Origin of the sequence: Paenibacillus cellulosilyticus (assembly GCF_003182255.1) — a bacterium.
In the GTDB taxonomy this organism is placed as follows: Bacteria; Bacillota; Bacilli; order Paenibacillales; family Paenibacillaceae; genus Paenibacillus_T; species Paenibacillus_T cellulosilyticus.
Genome location: NZ_QGTQ01000022.1, coordinates 1 through 22686, shown reverse-complemented (window position 1 = coordinate 22686; position 22686 = coordinate 1). Strand labels below are relative to the sequence as shown.

18 protein-coding genes are annotated in these 22686 nt (G+C 51.5%); 3 read left to right on the top strand and 15 right to left on the bottom strand.

Features of this window, described 5'->3' with window-relative positions; all coding sequences use genetic code 11:
• Positions 1–58: 58 nt before the first annotated feature.
• Positions 59–493, bottom strand: coding sequence for a hypothetical protein (locus tag DFQ01_RS21720; protein ID WP_110046021.1), 435 nt, complete (start codon positions 491–493; stop codon positions 59–61).
• A gap of 316 nt (positions 494–809) precedes the next feature.
• Between DFQ01_RS21720 and DFQ01_RS21715 the strand changes: the two genes are divergently transcribed.
• Positions 810–1733, top strand: a complete 924-nt coding sequence (locus tag DFQ01_RS21715) for a helix-turn-helix domain-containing protein (RefSeq protein WP_110046020.1) — start codon at positions 810–812, stop codon at positions 1731–1733.
• An 87-nt stretch (positions 1734–1820) separates the two neighbouring features.
• On the opposite strand, the gene xylB is transcribed toward DFQ01_RS21715, so the two are convergent.
• From xylB to DFQ01_RS21700, 3 genes are all read right to left on the bottom strand, one after another.
• On the bottom strand, positions 1821–3317 hold the full coding sequence (gene xylB / locus DFQ01_RS21710) for a xylulokinase (protein ID WP_110046019.1): 1497 nt from the start codon (positions 3315–3317) through the stop codon (positions 1821–1823).
• Between the two features lie 109 nt (positions 3318–3426).
• Complete coding sequence (gene xylA, locus DFQ01_RS21705; RefSeq protein ID WP_110046018.1) at positions 3427–4740, bottom strand: xylose isomerase; 1314 nt, start codon at positions 4738–4740, stop codon at positions 3427–3429.
• 912 nt (positions 4741–5652) lie between these two features.
• Positions 5653–6825: an ROK family transcriptional regulator gene (locus DFQ01_RS21700; RefSeq protein WP_110046017.1), complete on the bottom strand. Its 1173-nt coding sequence runs from the start codon at positions 6823–6825 to the stop codon at positions 5653–5655.
• 417 nt (positions 6826–7242) lie between these two features.
• Here DFQ01_RS21700 and DFQ01_RS21695 point away from each other — a divergent pair, with 417 nt between their 5' ends.
• Positions 7243–7494 carry a YolD-like family protein gene (locus DFQ01_RS21695; RefSeq protein WP_110046016.1) on the top strand — a complete coding sequence of 84 codons (252 nt, stop codon included), beginning with the start codon at positions 7243–7245 and terminating at the stop codon, positions 7492–7494.
• A 96-nt stretch (positions 7495–7590) separates the two neighbouring features.
• On the opposite strand, the gene DFQ01_RS21690 is transcribed toward DFQ01_RS21695, so the two are convergent.
• The 10 genes from DFQ01_RS21690 to DFQ01_RS21645 all read right to left on the bottom strand — a co-directional run bounded on the left by DFQ01_RS21690 (position 7591) and on the right by DFQ01_RS21645 (position 18247).
• The gene (locus DFQ01_RS21690; protein WP_110046015.1) at positions 7591–8280 is read right to left on the bottom strand and encodes a ThuA domain-containing protein; all 690 of its coding nucleotides are present in this window, start codon (positions 8278–8280) and stop codon (positions 7591–7593) included.
• Positions 8274–9014, bottom strand: a complete 741-nt coding sequence (locus tag DFQ01_RS21685) for an SDR family NAD(P)-dependent oxidoreductase (protein ID WP_110046014.1) — start codon at positions 9012–9014, stop codon at positions 8274–8276. The genes DFQ01_RS21690 and DFQ01_RS21685 overlap by 7 nt, the downstream gene beginning before the upstream one ends.
• A gap of 132 nt (positions 9015–9146) precedes the next feature.
• The gene (locus tag DFQ01_RS21680; protein WP_110046013.1) at positions 9147–10529 is read right to left on the bottom strand and encodes an ABC transporter substrate-binding protein; all 1383 of its coding nucleotides are present in this window, start codon (positions 10527–10529) and stop codon (positions 9147–9149) included.
• Positions 10526–11890 (bottom strand): ABC transporter substrate-binding protein, encoded by a 1365-nt coding sequence (locus DFQ01_RS21675; protein WP_110046012.1) that lies wholly within the window; start codon positions 11888–11890, stop codon positions 10526–10528. Before DFQ01_RS21675 ends, DFQ01_RS21680 begins: the two co-directional genes overlap by 4 nt.
• Complete coding sequence (locus tag DFQ01_RS21670; protein ID WP_174812836.1) at positions 11890–13401, bottom strand: ABC transporter substrate-binding protein; 1512 nt, start codon at positions 13399–13401, stop codon at positions 11890–11892. Before DFQ01_RS21670 ends, DFQ01_RS21675 begins: the two co-directional genes overlap by 1 nt.
• Positions 13398–13973, bottom strand: a complete 576-nt coding sequence (locus DFQ01_RS21665; RefSeq protein ID WP_342770008.1) for an RNA polymerase sigma factor — start codon at positions 13971–13973, stop codon at positions 13398–13400. The genes DFQ01_RS21670 and DFQ01_RS21665 overlap by 4 nt, the downstream gene beginning before the upstream one ends.
• 207 nt (positions 13974–14180) lie before the next feature.
• Complete coding sequence (locus tag DFQ01_RS21660) at positions 14181–15077, bottom strand: ABC transporter ATP-binding protein (RefSeq protein ID WP_110046009.1); 897 nt, start codon at positions 15075–15077, stop codon at positions 14181–14183.
• Positions 15077–16111 carry a FecCD family ABC transporter permease gene (locus DFQ01_RS21655; RefSeq protein WP_110046008.1) on the bottom strand — a complete coding sequence of 345 codons (1035 nt, stop codon included), beginning with the start codon at positions 16109–16111 and terminating at the stop codon, positions 15077–15079. Before DFQ01_RS21655 ends, DFQ01_RS21660 begins: the two co-directional genes overlap by 1 nt.
• Positions 16108–17148: a FecCD family ABC transporter permease gene (locus DFQ01_RS21650; RefSeq protein WP_110046007.1), complete on the bottom strand. Its 1041-nt coding sequence runs from the start codon at positions 17146–17148 to the stop codon at positions 16108–16110. The genes DFQ01_RS21655 and DFQ01_RS21650 overlap by 4 nt, the downstream gene beginning before the upstream one ends.
• Positions 17141–18247 carry an iron-siderophore ABC transporter substrate-binding protein gene (locus DFQ01_RS21645; protein ID WP_110046006.1) on the bottom strand — a complete coding sequence of 369 codons (1107 nt, stop codon included), beginning with the start codon at positions 18245–18247 and terminating at the stop codon, positions 17141–17143. Before DFQ01_RS21645 ends, DFQ01_RS21650 begins: the two co-directional genes overlap by 8 nt.
• Positions 18248–18737: 490 nt before the next feature.
• Here DFQ01_RS21645 and DFQ01_RS21640 point away from each other — a divergent pair, with 490 nt between their 5' ends.
• A complete protein-coding gene (locus tag DFQ01_RS21640) occupies positions 18738–21170 on the top strand; it encodes a M13-type metalloendopeptidase (protein WP_110046005.1) in 2433 nt (810 codons plus the stop codon).
• A gap of 63 nt (positions 21171–21233) precedes the next feature.
• Here DFQ01_RS21640 and DFQ01_RS21635 read toward each other — a convergent pair whose 3' ends face one another.
• Positions 21234–22214, bottom strand: a complete 981-nt coding sequence (locus DFQ01_RS21635; RefSeq protein ID WP_110046004.1) for a phosphotransferase — start codon at positions 22212–22214, stop codon at positions 21234–21236.
• Positions 22215–22686: the final 472 nt, after the last annotated feature.

The window sequence follows — 22686 nt, the reverse complement described above, 5'->3', positions numbered from 1 at the left end:
CATATGCTTAACCCCCGGGGCCCTCCCTTGCAGGGAGGGTTTGGGTGGGTAGAACTCCTTATGTGTGCACGTCCCCCGACATGAAGTTATACGAGCCATCATCCGGATGGAAGCTCATGAGCTCCTCCCCGTCCTCATCGCGATTGTTCAATCCCGCGTCCTCGTCGACAATGTCATCACCCGTGCCTGAAGTATAGGTGTCCGTCCAATCCTCGTTCACGGTATGAGCGGGAATCGGGATGCTGTCCATACCATAGGCAAGCCCCGTCACGGCTAGTGGGTCTAACGGCTGTTGGTCCAAGAGTTCCCCGCCATGCGACATAGCAATCTCAAGCGCAGAGGTTAGATCGCTGCCATCCATATGAATATGCAGCTTGCCCCCTTCATGTACAACCGGGTCGTATCCTAACTCGCGCAGCGTCGCGCTCGCATCTTCTGCACTGCCACTATCAGCGAACTGGAACAAAATTGCCGAACCTTCCGTTCTATCCATTCGATTTGCTCCTTAAAGTTTTTGTGCTACCTCATTGCATACACTTCCCACAAACAAAAACTTACTTCGGAAGCATACGCTCCGCATTCATTAGCTAATTCACACACCGTTACACTTCCCAACGACACCCATTTTTAAACGAAATTTGTATTGTTGGACATGTCATTCAGGTAAACGATTGATTCCCCTACGTAGAATGTTACAAAAAATTATACACATATGTCATGTTCCATGACATCGTTCATGATACAATGGTAATATCTAAATTCTAATCGGTTTCAAGTCAAATATTCTGACGTTTGAGAGGTGCCTATACATGTACGATGTGTTTACGTTTAGTCCTGATTCAATCCTCATTGTTGACGCTTCGATGGATTTGATCCGCATTACGGATATGAACGATGCATTCTGTGAATGGAGCGGTTATCGCAAGGACAGTCTGCTTGGCACCACTCCGTCACAGCTTATTGAGTTGGAGCAGGTCAGTAATCCGTTCGAGCGGCTTGAGGGGTTGTCTCAATCGGTATCTTCCGCTTCGCCCTTTTACTGCAAATTCCGTTCACGCAACGGCATCATGTTCGAGGTTCGACTAGAAGTGCTGCGAATTGGACAATCCGATACACAGCTGAAGCGTTATGCTGTCGTGTTCCACGACGTAACGGAACAACGCTGGATCGACTCTATCATTCGTGAGGAGAAAGCGGTTGGCGCAGCTATTCTAACGAGGGACCATGCCATTCAATGGGTGAGCAGCTATGTAACGCCCGTGCGGCATGAGCAGTCGGCTTTTCTGAATCAACAGTTTCACCAATATGTCAGTATCAATGATCGCCGCCATGTGAAGCGTTCGCTGGATTATGCTTCTGCGAACCGCACGCCGCAGCCATGCTCCTTCAGCCTCGTCCATGATGATGAAGCGTATCTGGCCCGTGCGATCTTCATGTCGTTCCAACGCTGGAACGGCTCGGTACGAAGCCATGCGGTTGTGATGCTGCAGATGGAGCCGTTGCATACGGACGTCGACTCTTCTGCGAAGCTGAGACTGCTGATGACCGCGAAGAACATCTCCGTTACGGAGCTCGCACGTTCTACGCATATTTCACTGACGACGATCTCGAAGATCCGCAACGGTAAGATCAAAAAGCCGAAACGGATGACTGCTGAATTGATCGCGAGCCAGTTGGGTGTCGTTCCTGAAGCGATCTGGGGAGCGTACCATGTCAGCTACGGCGGCTTTTAGTCCATTGTCAGCTATGAGATAGCATCGTTTATAAAACAAAAACGCCTCCTCGTCGCGATGACCAGGAGGCGTTTTTCGTTATATCGACTAGTTGCGGTAAGCAGCGAGCGCTTCGTTCAGGCCGCGCGTTTGCTCGTACACTTGCTGGTAGATACGGAACAGGCCTGCATACGTCTCAACCGCTTCGGCGTTCGGCTCATAAGATGCGCCGCGCTTCACGAATTGGTCTGCGCATGCGTCGAGGCTTGGGAACCAGCCGCAGCCATACGCTGCGAGCATAGCTGCGCCAAGGCCAGGTCCTTGCTCGTTCTCAAGCGCAACGACCGTCGCGTTGAAGATGTCGGCTTGCATTTGCAGCCATACTGGGTTTTGCGCGCCGCCGCCGATCGAGATTACCGTCTCGATCTTCTTGCCAGCTTTACGGAACAGATCAACGGATTCGTTCAGCGAGAACGTGATGCCTTCCATTACCGCGCGTGCAAAATCAATGCGCGTATGCGAACCGTCTACGCCGATGAAGCTCGCGCGAATGCTCGGGTCCGCATGCGGCGTACGTTCGCCGACGAGGTAAGGCGTGAACAGCAGTCCGCCTGCGCCCGGCTTCACATCGCCAACGCCTTCAAGCATCTGGTTGAACGATTCGCCCGCTGCGAACGTGTTCTTGAACCAGCTCAAGCTGTAGCCAGCTGCAAGCGTAACGCCCATTGCGTAGAATGCATTTTCCTTACCATGGTTGAAGAAGTGAACCTTGCCTGCGAAGTCAGCGTCCTTGTCGTTCTCGTAGTTCAGAATAACACCGGACGTACCGATCGAAGACAGCGTCAAGCCTTCGGACAAAATGCCAGCGCCGATTGCGCCGCATGCGTTGTCCGCGCCGCCTGCGAATACTTTGACCGAAGCCTGCAGACCCGCACGCTCAGCAACTGCTGGCAGCAGTGTGCCTACAAGACCATGCGAATCTACGAGCGCTGGGCAGAACGATGCCGGAAGACCGAATGCAGCCAATACATCGCCGCTCCACTCTTTGCCCGCAACGTCCAGCAGCAGCGTACCTGCGGCGTCGGAGTAGTCCATGTGCAGCTCGCCCGTCAGGCAGTAGCGAACATAGTCTTTCGGCAGCAGGAACAGCTTCGCTTGCTCGAATGCTTGCGGCTCGTATTGACGAACCCAGAGGATCTTAGGAAGCGTGAAGCCTTCCAGCGCCGGATTGCGCGTAATGCCGAGCAGCTTGTCGCCAAGCGTGCGCTCGATCTCGCGGCATTGTGCCGTCGTACGCGTGTCGTTCCATAGAATCGCGTTGCGAACCGGTTTGCCTTCGCCGTCCAGCAGCACGAGTCCGTGCATTTGACCGGAGAAGCTCATGCCTTCGATGTCTGCCGCGTTGATGCCAGCTGTACCGGACAGCTCCTTCAACGCTTCGATTGTTGCTTCCACCCAGTCATCCGGCTTTTGCTCGCTCCAGCCGGAATGCTCGTGGAACAGTGGGTATGCGCGGGAAGCCTCGCCGCGCACGACGCCTTCCTTGTCGATCAGGAGCGCTTTAACAGCGCTTGTTCCGAGGTCGATACCAATTACATAACTCATCGTCCATTATTCTCCCTTTTGCGTTAAGTATTTTCTCGTTCAAAAAAGCCAGCACTTATGCTGACTTTTTTGAACTTGCCTATTTGATGAAGCGATAAGTCGCTTGTTATTAAACGCTGAAGATTACTTCGCTAAGCAGCAGGCGGAGACGCTCTTGACGGCCCGACTTGTTAACGATTGGGTTGTTTTGCAGCGCATATTGCTCCAGGGAAGCAAGCGTTGCTTTGCCGGAAACGATGTCAGCGCCGATGCCGGATTTGAAGCTTGCATAGCGGTCTTCTACTACGCTGTCGAGAACCTTGTTCTCGATCAGTTTCGCAGCTGCTTTCAGGCCCCAAGCGAAGCTGTCCATACCTGCGATGTGAGCGAGGAAGAGGTCTTCCACTTCGAACGAACCACGGCGAACTTTCGCGTCGAAGTTTACGCCGCCACGGCCCAGGCCGCCAGCTTTGAGTACTTCATACATCGTAAGCGTCGTCGAGTACAGGTCCGTAGGGAACTCGTCCGTATCCCAGCCGAGGAGCATGTCGCCTTGGTTCGCGTCGAGCGAGCCGAGCATGCCGTTGATTGCAGCTACGCGGATCTCGTGCTCGAACGTGTGGCCAGCCAGTGTTGCATGGTTCGCTTCAAGGTTCAGCTTGAAGTGCTCTTTCAGACCGTAGTTTTGCAGGAACGAAATCGTCGTTGCAGCGTCGAAGTCGTATTGGTGTTTAGTAGGCTCTTTCGGCTTAGGCTCGATCAGGAATTGTGCGTCGAAGCCGATTTCTTTCGCGTAAGCGATCGACATGTGGTACAGGCGAGCGAGGTTGTCCAGCTCAAGCTTCATGTCCGTGTTCAGAAGCGTTTCGTAACCTTCGCGGCCGCCCCAGAATACATAGTTTTCAGCGCCGAGCTCTTTACCTACTTCAAGGCCTTTCTTCACTTGTGCTGCAGCGTATGCGTATACGTCAGCGTTAACTGCCGTGCCAGCGCCATGAACGAAGCGTGGGTTCGTGAACATGTTTTGCGTGTTCCAGAGCAGTTTTCTGCCGGAAGCTTTTTGGCCGTCTTTCAGCATAGCAACGATGATGTCGAGGTTTTTGTTCGTTTCTTGCAGCGTAGCGCCTTCAGGAGCGATATCGCGGTCATGGAAGCAGTAGTAAGGAAGGTTCAGCTTATCCATGAACTCGAAGTTTGCTTCAACGCGAGCTTTAGCTTTATCAAGAGCGCTCAGGCTATCCCATGCACGTACTGCCGTACCAGCGCCGAATGGATCCGTGCCGTCTGCAGTGAAAGTGTGCCAGTATGCTACTGCATAACGCAGGTGCTCTTCCATCGTTTTGCCGAATACAACTTCGGATGGATTGTAATGTTTGAATGCAAGTGCATTGTCGGAGCCTTTGCCCTCGAACTTAATTGTTGGAATGTTAGCGAAATAGGACATCGTTAACGTAATCCTCCTTCAAAATGTAAGATGCATGATTGCCATGCGTTTGATTGTTGAAAGCGTTATTGCTTGTGTCTAACGACAGCATACCATTTCAGAACTTGGTTTGTCTATTAAACAAACTAAGTTTTTTTAAAGTTTTTTCGTGTTTTGCTCGCACCCTTGCGTATTATGGCTTCGTGTCTTGCGAAGCATGCGCGAAGATTCCACCCGCCGCGCTCCTATAGGTTTCAACCAACCTATTCCTCCCTGCTAGGAGGCCCCCATGGAGCTAAGCGTAAGCTTCCGATATGGTTTCCTTGCGGAAACCTTAACCCTGGCCCCCAGGAGGGTTGATGGTGGCGGGACTGTTGCGCAAGGAAGCTGCTGCGCGCTTGGAGTCGCGTGCCCAGAGGGTTACAGTTATTGTGGGGAGTTTTCAGTGGTCTAGGCACTTATGCGCACCACGCGCGTCTTTCGGCGCACGGTGTTCGGTCGCACGTCGGCAGTCGAACCTCGATTGCAATTCGTACAATGGAAATGGCTTGTTCGCCTCTGCTCAATAGATGTGTTGTATCTCATACAAAATGCATGTAAAGGTGCAAAAGGTCCCTGATCACTCGACGGCGGTGGCCACCAAACACTAAACGGTTGTAGCAGCGCTAATTATGAGAAAAACCGTACCTTTCAGGGGTTAGCGGTTGCAACGGTGCTTATTTACTCCCCGATGAAGGAAAGCAATTTATTACCGTCGCAATAGGCTCTCGGGCAACCGTTAGACGCGAAATCGATAAGAATTGGACGATATAGGCGCTGTGGCAACTGTTAGGTCGTTCATCGTCGGTCGGATTCATTGCACAATTAGAAAACAAAGGGGCTGTCCCAAAAGTTTAATGACTTTTGGGACAGCCCTCATATTCTTCTCTACCTCTACCCCACGTTCCTGACTTTGCCGAGGAAGGTGTTGATGGCGTAGTAGGCTGCGCCGCGGACGGCGGAGCGGTCTTGCAGATCGGCGAACAGGATGCGCATCCGTTCGCGGTGGTAGGACAAGGTACGCATGTCGACTGCTTCTTGAACGGCTTCTTCGAGCCAGCGGCTTGCTTTGCTCATGCGATTGCCGATAATGACGACGTCCGGGTTGAAGACGTTGACGATGTTCGCAATGCCCGCTCCCAGATAGCTGCCGATCGAGCGGAACAGCGCAAGCGTGCGCTCATCGCCCGCCTCTGCGCTGGCGATGAGCTCGTCCAGTTCCTCTGGCAGCCCCTGCTTGCCAGCCTGTTCCAGCAGGGCATTTTCCGAAGCGTAAAGCTCCCAGCATCCCTGATTGCCGCAGCGGCATGGCTTGCCATTATACTCGATCGAGAGATGGCCAAGCTCGCCGGAGAAGCCGGATGCCCCCTTGTACAGCTCCTTGTGCAAAATAATGCCCGTGCCGATACCGATGCCGACACTGACATAAATCTGATGTGCGATGCCGCGCCCTGCTCCGTACTTCTGCTCCCCTTGTGCCCCTGCATTCGCTTCGTTGTCGATTGTGACGGGCACCCGGAACTTGTCCTCCACATATTGCTGAAGATCGACGCGGCCCCACTCCAGGTTCGGTGCGAACAGAATCGTACCTTTGTCATCCACAATACCCGGTACGCCGATTCCGATCCCGACAATCCCATACGGGCTCTCGGGCGCGAGTGCGATCAGCTTGTCGATGCATTCGGTCAGCTGCTTCAAGCCCGATGTTAAGTCTGGCCGTTTCATCGACCACTCACGTTCTTCTATTACATGGCCAAGCAGGTCTGTCAGTACGCCACGTATATAGTTAACTCCGAGATCAATGCCGATGGCATATCCCGCTTGTGCGTTGAATAGCAGCATTACGGGCTTGCGTCCGCCATTGGACTCGCCTTGCCCGATCTCCTCGACAAGCTTCGCATCGATTAAATCGAGTACGAGACTGGATACTGTCGCTTTATTCAGGCCCGAACGCTCCGATATTTGGGCGCGGGACAGCGGTCCGTTCTTCAGGACAGAGTCGAAAACAATCGCTGTATTTATCTTTTTAATCATTGTTTGATCGCCGGTCTGCTGTGATTTCACCATATCTTGACATCCTTTACTGCATTGATAGTCTGATTGTATCATAACCTTTCCAGTTTGTTTAGGCAGTAAACGAAGTTCCGAATGGAAAACATAGCAAACAGACAACTAACGATCTCCTCATACAAGGCCAACAAGCATTATTCATAGAGTCTGTATTCTTCTAGTTCTAATTGATTAAGCCCGAATAACTGCACCCTCTGTCCGATCACCTCGGCATACTTCGCAACGAGTAGATCCAGTACGCGGCTGGATACCGTCCCCGTCGCCTTATTCCATAAATTTGAGTTCACAATAGTGGTCCAATCTAAGGACAGAAAAGGTAAAAATAATGTATCATTAGTGAAATAGTGAAAACGAATCGATATACCAGCCAGCTAAAAGCTGCTAAGGCTTATATGTTCTAGGAGGATTGCTTGCATGGCAAAATCAAAGGTCCCCAAACGACCTACAAGAGACGAGTTTGTGTTAGAAGAGATCGGCAATCAGATAACAGAAGCTTTCCATGAGGAATCAACGATTCTTTTGACGATTTGGGCTTGGGAGGCTCCATTACGGGGCAAAATTGTTCATCTCGATTCTCGTACGGGCAAAGTGCATGTTCAGACGTCGCAGGAGCTCGTGAAAGTACCCTTCATGGACATCATGAGTCTTGATTATCCAAGAGATTGATCGGTTTTACATTCAAGAAAAGCCGTTTTTCCTAGCCCGATCAGTGGCTGGAAAGACGGCTTTTTGCTCTACTCTATGTCTCGTAATCATTTAATACTATGATTGCCCTCTCGCCGCCCACTTCGTTGCCGCTAAGAGCAGCCGTTGCACGGCTGGATGGCGAAGCGATTCGACGGTGTGGCCAGGCATGACGTTGATAATTCGGCCGAGACCGTATGATTGTGTCCAGACAGCCGGATACAACGTGCCTTCATGCTCATATTGAAGCAGTACCTCGCGATCACCGTTAGGCGCATCAGCGAACTCGTAACGATATGGCTCTTCGTCCAGCTCGAAAGGCTCAATAGCAGCAAGCAGCGCTGTGAAACGGTTAGCGCCCTCCGCTGCAACCGCCTCCTCCGCCTCTCCTGCTCCTTCTACTGAAGGGGCGAACTTCAATGGTTGAAACGGCGGATGTCCCGTAAACCTCGCGCCAAACAACGGCAGCAAGCGCTCGTGATTGGCTAGCGAAATGCCGCAGTGGAGCGACACCAAGCCGCCTCCCTCCCAGACATACGCCAGCAAACCATCTGCTGGTTCTTCCGCGAGCTTCTCCGTCCAGCGGTCTGCATACGAAATGATGACATCCGCGTCCAGAGATTCCCCAGCCAGCCATTCACCATAGTCCACAACGGACTCTACGTTAAAGCTTGCTGCGAGAATTGCTGCAACTTCTTGTTCCACAGCATTCAGCGGATGGTAGGGGGCATCGACGTCACCGATGAGAACTGCCGTCCCCTTTACCATGGCAGACGCGTTCCATATTCGGTATCGATATATGGCGGTTTGCCGTCAACGTCGGGCCAGTCGGACTCGTTCATGATAGCGCCAAGCACATTCGCAGCCGATTGTTCAATCGTCAGCCGTGCGGTTGTATTCAGTTCGCCATGCATGTAGCTCTGCACCCAGCCCGGATGCAGCACAAGAACTCTTCCGCCCAGCGGCTTCAGTTGGTTGTGAACGAGCGCCGACTGCATGTTTACTGCCGCCTTCGACATGCAATAGCCGTACCAGCTATCTCGACCGCAAGCGCCAACGCTTCCCGCCTCCGACGAGATATTCGCAACGATCGGACGCGCCGAGCGAAGCAGCAGCTTGCCGAACATTTGGGTCACGCGCAGCGGTCCCAGCGTGTTCACATTGAGAACCTGCTGCATCTCGTCAAAATCAAGCTCATCCGGCAGCTGTTTATCAATATCACCTAGAATGCCAGCGTTGTTAACGATAAGATCAATATGATCCGTCCAGCCAGAAGCCTGAGCAGCCGCTGCTCTTACGCTATCATCGCTGCCAATATCCAAATCATCTATAATGAGCAGGCGTCCTGTTGCCTGCTCCTCCAACTGCTTTAATTCCTCTGGAACTTGTCCATGCACACCAGCAATCACGCGCCAACCTTGATCGAGCAAGCCTTTCGCCAATCCAAAGCCAAGTCCTCGTCCAGCCCCAGTTACTACTGCTGTCCCTTTATGTATCGCCATGATCAACCGCTCCTTTATCATCGATGTAGAGGTTGCACTTTCATGGCTATTGTAGCACAATGCGGCTGGCATACTAGGTACAAAAATCAACGGATTTAGGCTTTTACACAGATCGGCCAGACGATGACATCATTATTGCTTCTTAAGCTCTCGATCCAATATCTCCTGACCCTGCTTCTGCATTCGCTCAATCATTTGGTCGAAGGTTTGCTTGTTCGACACCGCAGCGTCAACCTCCCGACTGAGCATATCTGCCATCTCCCCATAGGCTGAACCTAGGATCGTTCCGTTGTCAGACGGGAAGTGGGACGGCATCTGCTGATAGATCGATTTAATGATCGGGTCTTTCGCATACTCCGCGTAGGTCATGTTGCTTGGAATCGCAGCTTTGTCGTAGCTACCCGCTAAGCCCGACCTCACCTTTGCCACGTAATCGCCCATGATGAAGGCAATAACATCCCAGCTTAGCTGTGCCATTGACGAGCCTGCACGAATGCTCATGGTGAACCCGGGGTATACGCTGAAGCTTCGTGTACGCGTAGCCTCGTCGACAGGAGGTCCCACGGCACCAAGCTTGAATGGCACATCTTGATAGGCAAAATAATTGCCGACCACCATCCCGGCACGCCCTTCTGTGAATAGATCGGTCTGTCCGCTATCACCGGTGGAGGCAAGCAGTTGACTGCCATCATCTCCTACTGCATCATTCAACGCGAACGTTCCATTCCGATAGGCTTCAACAGCTGTTTGATACACACGCTGCCATGCGGGCATATTCACAGTCATCGTTCCGCTTGCCGCTCGATAAGGATAAAGCCCAAGTTGTTCCGTGATTCCAATGGAGCTGGCCAATCCGCTAGGGCCAGGAAACACCGGAAGAAAGCCAATCGCACGCTCATCCAGCGAGCTGCTGGACTGCGTAACGCGTTGGGCCAGCTGCAATATTTCAGCCCAAGTCATCCCGTCATGCGGAGGCTCGATGCCGAGCCGATTGAACAAATCTGCATTGTAGAACAACAATTGAGCTTGAAGATCGGGTGTCAGCGCATAGAGCGCCCCGTCTCGGTTGTACCTCATCTGCTCCAAAATACCGGGATGGATGTGCTGTTCCAGCTCCTTATTTTGTGCCAAATAGAAAGACAGGTCACCTAACAATCCTTCATCCGCCAGCGCCGTATACATCGAATCATCGCTCAGCATGATCAAGTCCGGCTGCTCGCTCTCGATCAATGCCTTCATACGCTTCAAGCGCTCAGCAGATGACAGCTTGTAATCCATCGCACTGCTCGATGGAATGACTTGAACCTCGACATTCGGGAAAGCTGCATTCACATAGTCGCCGTAGTTCGTGTTGAAGCTCCATTCATTGCTATCCAGCACCTTCAAAACCTGCTTCACTGCAGCAGAACTGTTGTCATCGTCCGCACAGCCTGTAAGCCCCATAAGACCGATAGCTGTGCACAACGATAATAGCAGCAGTCGATACCGAGCCATCACCATTCTTGTCCAAGTCATCCCTTCTGCCCCTTACTCCCTGCATTCGCTTTCGCAGCATCCAGCAGCTTCTGGCCCTGCTCCTGCATCCGCTTCAGCATGCCTTCTTCCGTTTGCTTGTCCGCCAGCACGTCGCTGATCTCCTGCTTCAGCATACTGTAGAATCCTTCATAAAACGATGTATCCACACCTGATCGATCATCCGGAGGCGTGATGGCCGGCATCTGTTTATACAATCCCGCCGCGCCTTCGTTATTCGCAAACTGCCCGTAAGACATACGACTCGGCACGCCAATATCATTCGCCTGCTGTGCGGATACTTTCGCCACATAGTCGCTGACCATGAATTGAATGAAGCCCCAAGCCGCCCGTACCTCCGATGAGCCCGCACGGATCGCCAGCTTATGATTCGCATAAAAGTCAGCGCTGCGAGAACGCGTCGAAGCGTCGACCGGCGGATTCACGGAACCCAGCTTGAACTTCACATTGCGGAACGACCCATAAGATCCAATCGTCATGGCTGCTCGGCCTTTGCTGAACCAATCCGCCGATAGGGAAGCCTCCTGATCGTAATACGTCGTTCCGTCGGTACTTATTTTGCCTTCTGGCGTGAACGAACGGAATGTGCCGTCCTTGTAATGCGACAACACGGTATGAAACACTTGCTGCCAAGCCGTTGTGTCGAGCGTCACCTTTCCGGCGTTCAATCGGTACATCGACAAACCTTCTGTACTCCCAATATACGAGGCAAGCTCCATCGGTCCCGAATAGGACTGATAGTAACCGACTGGAGCATCTGAAGAAGTAGACGCCGCTGTAAATCGATAGGCTAGCTGAAGCAGCTCTTCCCATGTCATCCCGTCACGAGGCAGATCAATGCCATACTCGCGGAATAGATCCTCGTTATAATACAGCTTCGTGGCTGTAAATATGGTCGCCATCCCGTAAGGCAAACCGTCTCTGTTCTGCTTCATCAGTTCCAGAACGCCAGGATGGATCTGCTCCGTTATACCCGACGATTGCATATAGGGAGACAAATCCGTCAACAAGCCTTCGTCAGCGAGCGATTGATAAATTTCATCATCCCGCAGGACAATAAGATCTGGCTGCTCGATCTGGACGAGCTGCTTCCAACGTTTCGCGCGTTCCTCGAACGATACCTTCCAATCCGAAGCATCCTTAGCCGAAATAAATTCGATTCGTGTATTCGGATAGGCGGCATTCAGGTAGTCCCCATACATGGAATAGAAATTATTCTCATCGATATCGGCCACCTTCAGCACATCCGGTTCCTTCGCCTGCTCTTGTCCGTCCGAGCACCCTGCCAGCACAAGCAGAAGCAACAACAATCCGACCAATGCCGCTATTGCGCCCCGCCGCATTACGATTTCTCCTTCTTCGCAGCCAGCGCATCCTGCTGCGCACGCTGCTCCAGCTGCTCCTTCAACTGAGCAAGCGCCTGGTCAACCGTAAGCGTACCTGCAATGACTTCCTCCAGCAGCGGTTCGCTGTATTGGTAGGCATAGCCTACAAGCGTATTGCTGATCGGGGAGCCTTCCGCTGCGTTCTGCCAATCCTGCGGCAATTCAAGCTTGCTCTGATAGAAGGCAGCTACTTGTTCCTCGCTGTACTTCTGCTGTGCATCCGACTGGCGGATCGGGGTCTGAGACATTCCCGTACCGATCAATCGCTTAGCGAATTCAGAGCCAGTCATGAACTTAACCATTTCCCAAGCCGCTTTGTCGTTGCTGGTCGTCGAGGATACCGCATAAATCTCCTGCAAATAGAAGGAGGACATCTGATTGCCTGGAACCGGTATAGTGATCCACTTCTGGTCATCTCCCCACGCAGACTGGATTTGCGATACGTAATACCCGCTGGTCACAACCATCGCCGCATTTCCTTTCAGGAACGGGTCCGATGCCGTGAACGATTCCACCTTCGACTTCTTGTCCGCTTCCTTATCCCGATAAATCCAGCCGTCCTTATAGCCGTGCGTAATCTTCGTCCACAAATCGGCCCAAGCTTGAGAATCGATCGTTACCTGCTTGCCATCCTGCGTGTCTGTCTGCAATCCTGTTGCTTGAGCGATCTTGTTAACCAATGAGCTTGGATTGTCGCCAAATGAAGAGGATACGAGCCCTGCCGTACCCGTCCCCTGGAATCTCGCCGCCGTATCCAGCAGTTCGTCCCATGTCATGCCCGCATGAGGCAGCGGAATGCCATTCTTCTCGAACAGCTCCTTATTGACGAACACAGCGTCCGTCTGGAAGACTGGCGACAAGCCATACATCTGACCCCCTCCGTATTCGCGCAAAATATCGATGACCGGCTCGTACATCGCATCCACGTCGACGTCATCATTTTTAATTAGCGTATCTAGCGGCTTGAGCTTCCCTGCCTTCGCCAGCTCATAATACTGCTGCAGACTAAGCCGAAGTACATCCGGATTCTCTTTATCCACCCATTCCAAGACATCTTTCTCCTGAGGCATCAACGACGTCTCTATGCTGACCGTCGGATGATGCAGCAGGAATGGCCTTGCATATTGGCTGTTGACGAAATTGTCATACTCACCAACCATTACTCTAAGTGTCGTGTCCTGATCCGCCAACACGTCGTTCTGCAGCGCAGCCGGAACCCCTTCCATCCCTTCTGGTTTCTGATTCAGCATGGAACCGATATTTTCTCTAAACAGCCAGCCGCCGGCCAGCATCACGGCAATTGCCGTAAGTGCCGCAGCCGTGCGTAACCGCCCCCGTGATTTATTCCTTTGTTCGCCCATTCGGATTCGTTCCCTCACTTTGCGTCCAATGTCTGAGGTGAATCCGTCATTGCGCATGGGCTGCCCCGCCAGCTGCTTCTCCCACTGCTCCGGATACTGAGCGCTCATGTCCATTCCTCCTCGCCGTATTCGGCCGACGCCTCACGCTGCTTGAACTTTCGGCTTGCTTGCTCGCGCGCGCGGAACAACCTCGACTTTACGGTCCCTTCGGACACGCCGAGCAGCTGCGCAATTTCTTTCATTTGCAGACCATGATGGGCAGAGAGCAGCAGCACCTCTCGGAGCTTGGCAGGCAGGTCGAGCACGACCGACCACGTATCATGAACCAATTCACGATCGAGCGCCTCTCTCTCGGCCGATGGCACCGAATCCGCCGTAAGCAGACGCTGCGGGAGAAGCATTACCCGCTTGAACCATGACGAACGCATCGCATCAAGCGCCGTATTCCGCGTAATCGCGAGCAGCCATGTCCGGACAGACGACTCGCCCCGGTAGGAATACAGCTTCTCATATACTTTGACGAACGCGTCCTGCGTGATATCGTCTGCGAGCTCGCGGTTCCGAGTCAGGAATAAGGCATAGTTCCAGACGTCTCGTCCATAGGTTTTCATCAGCTCGTCCAGCACCGCGGATCGATCGAGCCCGGCTTGCACATGCTCCAAATATTCGAAAGACAACACATTCACCTCGACAAGTAGACGAATCAGCTCGGGGATAGTTCCCTATTTTTCCAAATAAATATTATAGAGGGTAATGGAGCAAATAGAAATGATTGAGAGGATCATAGGAGATTACGATTAAGAGACAGCTATAAAGAAAAACTCCCCAAGCGCCACTGCATGCAGGTCGCATGAGCAGACACTTGAGGAGGTTACGTAAAGTGCAAGTTAAAAAGTAAGTACAGGATCTGCTGGTTTTGCAGGCACTGTAGAATCCACTGGAGCCGTAGGGGTCGCAGGAGCTGCAGGATTCGCAGGCGTGACTGGCTTCACATGATGCCGTCCGATCGGCACGATCAATGGCGTACCGGACACCGGATCTTGAATGACGGCGCTGTCCATGCCGAAGATATCTTTCACTAATTCGCTCGTGATAACCTCGGATGGTGCTCCTTCAGCTACAAGCTTGCCCTGGCGCAGCGCGAAGATATGATCGGCATAACGCGACGACAGGTTGATATCATGAAGCACCATAACGATGGTCGTTCCATGCTTGCGGTTAAGATCCGTGAGCAGATCGAGTATCTCGACCTGATACGTAATATCGAGGAACGTTGTTGGTTCGTCGAGGAACAAAATATCGGTTTGCTGCGCCAGCGCCATCGCAATCCAGACCCGCTGACGCTGACCGCCCGACAGTTCATCAATATTCTGATTCGCCAGCTCCGTAATCTTCATGATCTCCATCGCTTCGGCGACAGCCTCGTAGTCCTTCTTCGACCAGCCGCTGAACAGCGTTTGGTGCGGAAACCGTCCGCGGCCAACCAAGTCCGCGACCGAAATGCCTTCCGGAACGATCGGAGACTGCGGCAGCAATCCGAGCACGCGAGCCAGCTGCTTCGGCGGGATTTTGTCGATCTGCTTGCCATCGAGCGTAATGCTGCCCGAAGTTGGCTTAATAAGTCTTGCCAGCGTCTTCAGCAGCGTCGACTTGCCGCAGGCGTTCGCCCCGATGATGACGCTTATTTTGTTGCTTGGGATCGACAAGCTGATGCCCTGAACAATCGTCTTGTTCTCGTAGCCCGAAATAGTCTGCTCCGCTTGAAACGTATGTGTCGCCTTCATTATAAGTCTCCCTTCCGATTCATCCGAATTAGCAAGTAGATCAAGTACGGTGCTCCGAGTATGCCCGTTATGATGCCGACAGGGAATCGAGTCTCAAAAGCAAATTGTCCGATAAGATCTGATGCCAATACGAGAATAACGCCGACCAGACCAGCAGGAATGGCACCCGAGAAGCCCGCTCCTACTAATCGTTTGGCAATCGGACCCGCAAGAAATGCAACGAAAGCAATTGGACCCGTAATCGAAGTAGCAATGGAGATCATAATGACCGCGCTCACAATAAGCGCGACGCGCGTCTTGTTCGCGTTCACACCAAGCGAGGTTGCGGACTGCTCGCCAAGCTCCAATATGCTTAAATGTTTGCCCAGCAAAATGATGATTGGAGCAAATATAACAATCGTCACAACAAGCGGCGGAAGCTCATTCATCTTCGAGTTGTTGAGACTGCCGCTGAGCCATCTCATCACGGCTGGGAGATCGTATTGCGCGCTTTTTAACATCAAATACGAAATAACCGAATCCAGCATAGCCTGTATCCCGATACCGATCAGAATCAATCGACCGATCGAGAACGTTCTGCCATTGTTGGAGAGCAAATAAATAATGATGGTCGTCACAAGACCGGCAGCAACCGAAGCGATCGAAACGACCGTATCGCTAGCATGGATCATCGTAATACAGAATACCGCCGCCGCGCCTGAGCCCGATGTAATGCCGATTACATTCGGGTTCGCCAGCGGGTTGCGCAGCATCGTCTGAAACGTATGGCCGGCGATGCCGAAAGCGAATCCAGCCAGCAAACCTGCCAGCATTCTCGGCAACCGTATCGTGTTCACGGCGAAGGAGACGCCTTTAATCTTCTCTCCGGCGAGCGCACGAAGAACGTCTTGGACAGGATAGATCGTGTTCCCCAGCATCAGCATGGCACAGCACAACGCGACGGATAGAACGGCCAGTATGCTCGTAACCATAATCCACCGACGTTGGCGCACACGTCTTCCTGCCATAATGTAAGCAATCGTATTAGTTGTCATAATGAACGCACTTTCGCTTTCATCGCTATTAGAATCAGAATCGGAGCACCGACGAATGCGGTAACAACACCAACTTCAAGCTCGCCAGGGCTGCCGACAACTCTGCCGATTACATCCGATAGAGTCAACACGATCGCCCCGGAAAGGGCTGACATCGGGATAACGTAACGTAGATCAGACCCCAGCACTAAACGCATAACGTGCGTAGCGAGCAGTCCGATAAAGCCGATTGGACCAGCCAGCGCCGTCACCGCGCCGCATAATAGGACGCCTGCAACCGCAGCAATCAATCGGAGCGTTCCCGTACGAACGCCTAGCCCCGTCGCAACTTCATCCCCGAGAGCCAGCGCATTCAATGCCGGGGCAGTAACAAACGCCAGTATAATGCCGACGATCAGAAACGGCGCGAACGTTCCAATGACATCCCAATTCCCTGCTCCGACGCTGCCTACTTGCCAGAATCGGAATTTATCCATGACGAAAGATCGCGGGATCATAATTGCACTAACAAGTGAAGATAGGGCAGCGCTTGTGGCGGCTCCTGCTAATACAAGCTTAAGGGGCGTGGCGCCGCCACGTCCCATAGAGCCGATTCCGTATACGAATATTGCGGTGAGCATCGCACCGACCAATGCCAGCCAAATATATTGGCCGGCGGTGTTAATGTTCAAGAACGCAATCCCACAAACAACAAACAGCGATGCCCCTGTATTGACACCTAGAATACTAGGGTCTGCGATCGGGTTTCGAGTAACCGCCTGCATAAGCGATCCGGATACGCCAAGCGCTGCTCCGCAGAACAGTCCGAAGACTGTCCGCGAAATCCGCTTATGTACGACACTCGCCTCGAAGGAATCGGCGTCCGGGTGGAACAACCCGTCAATCAGATCATTCCACCGCACCACACGAGATCCGAACACGAGAGAAGCAAGCACACATAGCGCAAGCAGGATGATGCAGATCACCAGCACTTTCGTAAAATGCTTCGGTATATGCAGGCTTACCTGTCTGTTGGTTGAAGTCGTTGTACTAGCCATTGATTTTGGCTACAGCTGCGTCGATCAGACCCAGGTATTCGTCAATCGTGTATGCGATCGAGAGCGGGTTCGGGTTGCCTGCTGCCGCGAGCGGCGTGCCGTCTTTAATGAATACGACAGAGCCGCGTTTGATTGCTGGAATTTTGCCGAATACAGGATCCGCTTGCAGCGTCTTCAGCACAGCATCATCCGCATAGCTTACGATGATATCTGCATCATTCAGAACGTCCGCATTCTCAGCGCTCAATTGGAGATAGAAGCCGGAATCTTCTTTAACGAGATTCTTAACGCTGTCCGGGAACACCATGCCGATCTCTTCAAGGAACTCACCGCGTGGATCACCAGGTGTATAGATCGAAACGGAAGACAAATCTTGCGGCGAGATGTAAGCAAATACGGCTTTCTTGCCTTTGATGCTCGGATGCTCAGCTGCTTTATCAGCAATCAGCTTCTCCGTATCTTTAATGAGCTGCTGGCCTTCCTTTTCCATACCCATGCCCTTAGAGTTGAATTCAACCTGCTCACGCCAGGACGTTACCCAAGGCTGCGATTGATAAGCGATAACTGGTGCGATTTGGCTAAGCGTCTCATACTCTTCTTTCGTGATACCCGAGTATGCAGCGAGGATGACATCTGGCTGCGCATCCGAGATCTTCTCGTAATCAAGTCCGTCCGTATCTTGGAAAATGTTTGGCGTATCTGCGCCGAGCTCTTTCAGCTTCGCAGCCGTCCATGGCAGCATTCCGCTTCCGTCCTCAACGCCGTAGTTCGCCGCCGAGAAACCTACAGGCACGACGCCGAGTGCGAGCGCAACGTCATGGTTCGCCCATGAAATCGTAGCAACACGTTCAGGCTTCTTCTCGATAACCGTCTCGCCAAACGCATGCTTGATCGTGATTGGGTACTGCACTTCAGCGTCAGCCTGTTCAGTCGTAGAACCTTCCGTCGTTGTCGCGTCCGTGCTTGCCGTATCACTCGTCTTAGCCGGCTCTGTCGTCGAATCGGATTTGCTGCTGCTCGAGCAGCCCGCAAGCGCGATGATTAGTACGATCGAGAGAATAAAGAGCGTTCTGAAAGAGATGTTACGTTTGGTATTCATTGTGACATGACCTTCCCTTATTTATATTTTTGAAGTTGTTGATAATGATTATCAACGTCACTATAAAGCCAATAGAAATGGTTGTCAATGAAATAATTTGGAAGATAGGTCCACGAGCTTAGTGCGGGCCGACTATCAGGGTTATCGGCGCTGCGATTATTACCTTAAACCTCCCTCCAATCTCCAGTTGCTGAGAAAGGAGAGTGCCCCATTTTTCTCGGAAATATCGTTATATTTCGCCATTGTCCGGTATGGAGGATACACCTATGCAGCCGGAGCCATCCTTAGAGGTCATTCAAGCGTTATTCGTTACAAGGGTTTAGAGCGGTGTTGACCATTTATGAACATTATGTGAAGCCGGGATGGCTTCTGGAGCCTACACTGGTAACGGGGAGCCTTTCTTTATCACTTCTTTATCACTTCTTTATCTACCTTATAAATCTATCTATGCTACAATATGACTGGTAAAAATTAACTAGGAGGTTCATTTGTGAAATCAATTAGACGCTCTATCGCAGGCTTGCTAGCGCTCGTACTAGCGTTCAGCATTGGACTCTCTCAGGCATATGCAGCCAACGACACACTCATTACAAGAGGACAGCTGGCAGCATTGATCAATGAGACGTTCCAAATCACAGTAGACAACCCGCAACAAACATTCTCTGACGTACCATCCAGCGATCCGAATGCCAAAGCTATCGCAATTGCTGTAACGGTCGGCTATATGAAGGGTAAGGGCGGAAACAAGTTTCAGCCTAATGCAATCGTAACAGGACCCGAATTAGCCGTTATTGCGTGTAATATTCTTTCATGGAAAGGCATCGAAGCCAGCGATAGCCTTGCGGACGTTCCAGTATGGGCTGCACCTTATTATGCAGCGTTGGACGATTTCGGACTATTGGACGACTTGGGCCTCTCTACTCACAATGTTACCGTTGAGCAAGCAAACAGCTTTGTAGCAACCCTCTCATACGTGGCACAAGCTGCGGCGAATAACCCTTACGGGGTCAAACAAGTCGGACTGAAAGACGACTTCTATCTGTACACGAACCGCAAATACCTCGCAGATCCGGTGATCTACCCTGGCTATCCAATGGCTGGAACCTTCGTGGATGTCACCAAGAAGCTGGACGACACCCGCTCCGAAATTATGGATCAACTGCTCGATAATAAAGATAAGGCCGTGAAAGGGTCCTCTGAGTGGAGAGCGGCTGAATTCTATGATTTGTATACGGATGTAGATGCACGTGAGAACGGTATCGATAAGCTCCGTCCTTATTTGGACGAGCTATACGCTGTCAAAGACGTCGCAGGCTTAAGAGCACTATCCGATAAGTATTGGGATCGGTTCAACTTCGTTCCGTTCATCGCTTTCCAGCCGTTGGAGGACACGATGGGCGACCGATCCAAGTACGCCATGCTGTTCGCAGGCTCCTCGCTTGGTCTAGGTTCCTCGATCTATTATTCCGACGATTCATCTATGAAGAATGTTCAAAAGGCTTACCGTTCTTACATTGAACAAGTGCTAAGCTATACCGGCGAGAAAGACCGTCTCTCCGAACGTGCAGAAGCGATTTTTGAGCTCGAGAAACAACTTGCCGCCAAGGCTACACCACCTGAGCAAATGCAAGATCCGAAAACTCTTTTTACAAAATCGACATGGGACGAGATGAAGAAGGCGACGGCAAACTCAGGGCTTGCTGACCTGCTGACTCGATTCTACAATCTGCCTGCCACGATGACGGTCTACTCACCAGAGCAGGACTATATCAAATTCGCTGACAGCCTCGTTACCGATCAGAATTTACAGACGATCAAAGATATGCTGACCGTCAACACGTACCAACAGTATAGAGATGCTTTCTCCGAAGACGCGCAAGACATCGGGAACGAATTAACGCAAGTATTGATGGGCATTTTGCCCGATAAGGTTCCAGTAGAAGAACGTGCGGCCGCTCTAGCACAAGCCTATGAATCTCAGGCGTTCGATAAAGCCTATGTCAGCCATTATTTCTCCGAATCCAGCAAGAAAGATGTAGAAAATATCGTGAACGAGATCATCGCCAAGTACGAGGTTCGGCTCAAAGACCTCACCTGGATGAGCGACGAAACAAAAGCAAAAGCGATCGAGAAGCTGAAAAGCATCAGCGTATACATCGGCTACCCTGACAAATGGGAATCGACGCTGAATTATAGCTTCACGAGTGCAGCGGACGGCGGCACCTTGTTTGATGCCATGATGCAAACGTCAGTCGTTTACGAATCGGCACTCAAGCAAGTATTTAACAAGCCGTACTCCTTGGACGAATGGAGTATTATGCCGGTAATGACAGTCAACGCATTTTATGACCCGACATCCAACAGCATTGTGTTCCCAGCTGCGATTCTGCAGGCGCCGTTCTATGATCCAAACGCAAGCCGCGAGCAGAACTTGGGTGCTATCGGTGCGATTATCGGCCATGAAATCTCCCATGCTTTTGATATCAACGGTGCGCAATACGACAAAGACGGCAATGTGAGTAATTGGTGGACGGACGAGGATTACGCCGAATTCCAGAAGCGTGCTGCCCAATTGGCAGCAGAGCTGTCCAACATTGAGTTCGTGCCTGACAATTACGTTAACGGCGAGCTGACGCTCGGGGAAACGATTGCGGACTTGGGCGGCCTGTCGTGCGTGCTCGATATCGCAGACGATGATCCGAACGCAGATTTGTCCCAAGTATTCGAAGGGTTCGCTCACGCTTTTGCCTTATGGATGCCTGTCGATACAATTATTGGATACTTGCAGTTCGACCCTCATCCGCCGGGCAAAGTGAGAGTAAACTTCGTGCTCCAGATGCTCGATAGCTTCTACAAGGTGTATGGCATCACGGAAGAAGATGAGATGTACTTACCGCCAGATGAGCGTGTCTCGATCTGGTAAGGATTTGTTCATGTTGCATGAGAAAAGCCATCCGTAATGGATGGCTTTTCGTTATGTTAAGACTTAGATAGCTGCGAATAGATCCTCAAGGTGATCCCAGTGGTCGCTAACCCAGTTATTTTCAACCCTAAACCGCTTGATCGGTGTAGAGTCATACTCCTGCTCTACCGTCACCCACTCCGCTTCCTTCCACCACGTTAGCTTGATGGATCGGATTAATTTTGGCGTGGATAACGCATTGTATTCCCGATACCCGCTGACAAAAGCACGTACTTTCTCAACAGGGAGCGTACGCGGATCTAACGCGCAAGACAAGATCGGCCGCGAAATATCGAACTCGGGATATACGTAATTCAAACGATCGAAATCAAGAATAGCTGATACGGCATCTGGTTGAAACAATAGATTATCGGCGAAAAGATCCCAATGCCCCCATCCCCGCTCACAGTTCGAGAATAACTCTACGTCCGTCTTATCGAGAATTTTCCGCTGAGCCTCTAAAGCTTTGATTGTGGCCGCACACTGTCTCGTATTGGCATGAAGCCATCTGGTGTGCCAGAGCTCGTCCATCTCTTTCTTGCAACGAATATCCCAGTGCAGCGGCCTATCTGTGGGGTTTGCGTTTAGCAGCGTATGCATTTTGCCTACCACTTGTCCCAACGTATACATTTGAGTCTCATTAGCTGAGCCCGGTTGAATGATATTCCCCCCACATTGACGCATCAACACGAAACGCTCTCCAGAAGGAGTCACTAGCACGTGCTTCCCCTGATGAGCGAACAGCTCAGGGGTGGGAATTCCTTGCCTGTATAGATTGGATTGATGATTTAACGATATCTCAAGCCCATTCATGAGCCGATCCGGATACCGAGTCTTGTTGTACTGCTTGACGAACAAGCCTCCAATGTCGGTATCGATCATCCATTTTAGATTCAAGTATCCCTGCTCGATCTGCGTGTAGTCGTTGATATGAATTCCGAAGATGCTAGTAATACAGTTGAATAGATCGTCTCGAATGGCATCTGCTGTCGTCGTCACGGACATCTCGCATTCTCCTATCTGGGAGAGTTATCGGCATGTCACTACTTCCTCCCACACGCCATAAAGAACATCATCATTGCATGAGCGTCTGGGGAGCTGATAACAAGCTCATATGATCTTGTTAGCTTCTCCTCCGTCGTGATGAACTGGCTCGTATCAATCTCACTCATCCTTCTATACGACCACCTTTCTACGATAGCTCGATTTGATAATATTACCATGTGATAGAGCCTTCGAATCAGCCAAAGTTAAAATATTACAACAACGAGCCTCCCTCCCCCAAAATGATGATGGTCCGGCGTTGTTTCTATACAGTCTACCGAGTCAACTGTACGGTTGTGACAGGGCTTATTCGTTTCTATTAGTGTCTGTTTCAACTCTAAACATTCCTGTAGAGTCTAAGATTTGAGCTTGGACAAAAAAAGGAGCGCCTCGTATGATGGGGGTTGAACGGATCAATGTCCTAAAACCCATC

Excerpts from the sequence above, each read along its gene's own strand:
- DFQ01_RS21675 (WP_110046012.1), bottom strand. The coding sequence starts at position 11,890 with ATGCGGCGGGGCGCAATAGCGGCATTGGTCGGATTGTTGTTGCTTCTG.
- DFQ01_RS21660 (WP_110046009.1), bottom strand. The coding sequence starts at position 15,077 with ATGAAGGCGACACATACGTTTCAAGCGGAGCAGACTATTTCGGGCTAC.
- DFQ01_RS21695 (WP_110046016.1), top strand. The coding sequence starts at position 7,243 with ATGGCAAAATCAAAGGTCCCCAAACGACCTACAAGAGACGAGTTTGTG.
- DFQ01_RS21650 (WP_110046007.1), bottom strand. The coding sequence starts at position 17,148 with ATGGCTAGTACAACGACTTCAACCAACAGACAGGTAAGCCTGCATATA.
- DFQ01_RS21700 (WP_110046017.1), bottom strand. The coding sequence starts at position 6,825 with ATGGTGAAATCACAGCAGACCGGCGATCAAACAATGATTAAAAAGATA.
- DFQ01_RS21715 (WP_110046020.1), top strand. The coding sequence starts at position 810 with ATGTACGATGTGTTTACGTTTAGTCCTGATTCAATCCTCATTGTTGAC.
- DFQ01_RS21720 (WP_110046021.1), bottom strand. The coding sequence starts at position 493 with ATGGATAGAACGGAAGGTTCGGCAATTTTGTTCCAGTTCGCTGATAGT.
- DFQ01_RS21670 (WP_174812836.1), bottom strand. The coding sequence starts at position 13,401 with ATGAGCGCTCAGTATCCGGAGCAGTGGGAGAAGCAGCTGGCGGGGCAG.
- DFQ01_RS21635 (WP_110046004.1), bottom strand. The coding sequence starts at position 22,214 with ATGTCCGTGACGACGACAGCAGATGCCATTCGAGACGATCTATTCAAC.
- DFQ01_RS21690 (WP_110046015.1), bottom strand. The coding sequence starts at position 8,280 with ATGGTAAAGGGGACGGCAGTTCTCATCGGTGACGTCGATGCCCCCTAC.
- DFQ01_RS21655 (WP_110046008.1), bottom strand. The coding sequence starts at position 16,111 with ATGACAACTAATACGATTGCTTACATTATGGCAGGAAGACGTGTGCGC.
- xylA (WP_110046018.1), bottom strand. The coding sequence starts at position 4,740 with ATGTCCTATTTCGCTAACATTCCAACAATTAAGTTCGAGGGCAAAGGC.
- DFQ01_RS21685 (WP_110046014.1), bottom strand. The coding sequence starts at position 9,014 with ATGGCGATACATAAAGGGACAGCAGTAGTAACTGGGGCTGGACGAGGA.
- DFQ01_RS21680 (WP_110046013.1), bottom strand. The coding sequence starts at position 10,529 with ATGACTTGGACAAGAATGGTGATGGCTCGGTATCGACTGCTGCTATTA.
- xylB (WP_110046019.1), bottom strand. The coding sequence starts at position 3,317 with ATGAGTTATGTAATTGGTATCGACCTCGGAACAAGCGCTGTTAAAGCG.
- DFQ01_RS21645 (WP_110046006.1), bottom strand. The coding sequence starts at position 18,247 with ATGAATACCAAACGTAACATCTCTTTCAGAACGCTCTTTATTCTCTCG.